Origin of the sequence: Paucibacter sp. XJ19-41, from assembly GCF_028462495.1 — a bacterium.
Classification (GTDB): domain Bacteria; phylum Pseudomonadota; class Gammaproteobacteria; order Burkholderiales; family Burkholderiaceae_C; genus Roseateles_E.
Genome location: NZ_JAQOWX010000231.1, coordinates 1 through 2,727 on the forward strand (window position 1 = coordinate 1; position 2,727 = coordinate 2,727).

The following is a 2,727-nucleotide window of genomic DNA, read 5'->3' on the forward strand; positions in this document are numbered from 1 at the left end:
GGCCCTGCTGCTGGCTGGCAGCGGCCTGCAGGGCCGCATCGAGGGGCGCACCCTGCTGCTGGCCCCGGCCGGTGCGCCGGGGGCCAGTGCCGAGGCCTTGCCTCTGGTGCGGGCCCGTGCGGCCACCGAGCCCACGGCCCCGGTGCGCGGCTATCTGGCCAGCAGCAGCGGCAGCGCCGGCAAGCTGGCCCTGGCGCTGAACGAAACGCCGCAAGGCATCAGCGTGCTCGGTGCTGAGTTGCTGCGCGATCAGGCGGTCAGCTCGGTGGCCGAGGCGGTGCGCTACGCCCCCGGCGTGCGCCCGGCCGATTACACGATCACCGATGATGATATGGCGCTGCGCGGCTTCTGGCTGACCGGCGCCGGCACCTACCGCGACGGCCTGCGCTTCCTCCACAACGGCTTCATGTCCAATCTTGAGCCCTATGGCCTGGAGCGCTTGGAGTTGCTGCGCGGTCCGGCCTCGGTGACCTATGGCCAGGCGGCGCCGGGCGGTGTCGTCAATGCCGTCACCAAGCGCCCGCAGGCGAAGCTGCACCAGGAGCTGGGGGTCGAGGTCGGCAGCCATGCGCGGCGCGAGCTGACTCTGGATCTGGGTGGCGTGCTGGGCGCACCGGAGCAGGGCCTGCTGTGGCGCTTCACCGCGCTCAAGCGCGACGCCGACACCCAGTGGCCCGGCCTGCCCGACGAGCGCCTGTACCTGGCCCCGGCGCTGAGCTGGACCGGCACCAGCACCAGCATCACCGTGATGGCCCAGCACCAGAGCGGCAGCACCGGCTATGCCATCCCCTATTACCGCGACACCCCGGCCGGCCCGGCGCGTCGGAACATCAATGTCGGCGGCCCCGATGGCCACCAGGACAAAACCAGCAACTCACTGGGCTATGCGCTGGAACATCAGTTCGGGCCGCAGCTCAAGCTGGTGCAGAACGTCCGGCTGATGGACGCCGAGAACGAGCGCCGCGATATGCGCAACCGCGGCCTGCAGGCGGATGGCCGCAGCATCCGCCGCCTCGGCATGTTCCGCCCCGACAAGGAGCACTCCTTCAATGCCGACACCCGGCTGGAGGCCGAGTTCATGACCGGCGGCGTCGGCCACAAGCTGGCGCTGGGCCTGGACTACTACCGCTCGACCCTGGACCTGCGCATCCACTCGCTGAACCAGGGCGTGGCCCCGCTGGACCTGGTGGCGCCGGTCTACGCACCCATCGCCTGGCATGACAACTACCTGGCCGACCGCATCGTCGCGCGGGTCAGCCAGACGGGTCTGTATGCGCAGGACCAGATCAGGTTCGGCCAGCACTGGGTGGCCAGCATCGGCGGGCGCTGGGACCGGGCCGAGACCGACACCCGCTACGACGCCCGCCTGGCTGCCGCCGACCCCTTCAAGCGCACGGAACACCGGCGCGACGACACCGCCTTCACCGGCCGTCTGGGCCTGGTCCATCTGTCGCCCAGCGGCTGGGCGCCCTATGTCAGCTTCTCGAACAGCTTCCAGCCGGTGATGAGCACGACCACGGCGAAGGACGCGCTGGGCCAGGAGTTCCAGCCGGAGAAGGGACGCCAATGGGAGGCCGGCCTGCGCTACGAGCCGGCGGATGCGAGCTGGCGCGCCAGTGCGGCCGTCTTCGAGCTGCGCAAGCGCAATGTGCGCACGCCCGACAAGAACAACCCGCGCCTGGAGATCCAGACCGGCGAGGTGCGCAGCCGTGGCCTGGAGCTTGAGCTCAATGGCGAAGTCAGCCGGGCCCTGTCGCTGCAGGCCCAGTACACCTGGCTTGATGCCAAGGTGCTGAAAAGCCTGCTGGCCGGCGAGCAGGGCGCTCAACCGCCGGCGACGCCGCGCCACAGCGCCGCGCTGTGGGGCAAGTACGCGCTGGGCGACTGGAGCCTGGGCCTGGGCCTGCGCCACATCTCGGGCGCGCCCGGCGATGTGCGCCAGGCCGACGGCAGCCAGCTGCGCAACGACGGCTACACGCTGGCCGACGCGATGCTGGCCTACCAGTGGAGCAGCCAATGGCGGGCCGCCCTCAATATCAGCAACCTGGCCGACAAGCAGTACCGCACCCAGTGCAATCTGATGCCCGGCGGCAAGGACTTCTGCGTGATCGGCTATGGGCGTGATGTGCGGATGAACCTCACGTACAGCTTCTGATGCGCCCCTGGCTGGTCTTGGCCCACCGCTGGCTGGGCCTGGTCACGGCGGCCTTCCTGCTGCTGGCCGGGCTGACCGGCTCGCTGCTGGCCTTCAACCATGAGATCGATGCGGCGCTGAACCCGCAGTGGATGCGGGTGCCCATCAGCCAGGTCGCGCCGCTGGACCCGCTGCGGCTGCGCGATCAGCTGCTGCGCGCCTACCCGCAGGCCGAGCTGCCCTGGCTGCCGCTGCAGGTGAAACCGGGCGAGGCGCAGCGCTTCTGGCTGATGCCCAGGCCGGGTGTGGCCCATCTGGATGTCGACGAGGTCTTTGTCGACCCCTGGAGCGGCCGCATCCTCGGCGCGCGTCACTGGGGCCATTTCGACCAGGGCTGGCGCGCCGGCTTGATGCCTTTCGTCTACCGCCTGCACGACTCGCTGGCGCTGGGCGACTGGGGCAAGCTGGCCCTGGGCCTTGTTGCGCTGCTCTGGACGCTGGACTGCTTCGTCGGCGCCTGGCTGACCCTGCCGCCGCGTGGCGCGCGCCGGCTGGCGCGCTGGGGCCCGGCCTGGACCCTGCGTTGGCGCGGC

The 2,727-nt window shown here is 70.6% G+C and carries 2 protein-coding genes; both read left to right on the plus strand.

The features are described 5' to 3' along the window. A partial coding sequence (locus PO768_RS28380; RefSeq protein WP_272648731.1) for a TonB-dependent siderophore receptor occupies positions 1–2,155 on the plus strand: 2,155 nt, incomplete at its 5' end. After that, the coding region (locus tag PO768_RS28385) for a PepSY-associated TM helix domain-containing protein (RefSeq protein ID WP_272648732.1) at positions 2,155–2,727 on the plus strand (573 nt) is incomplete at its 3' end. The genes PO768_RS28380 and PO768_RS28385, both read left to right, overlap by 1 nt.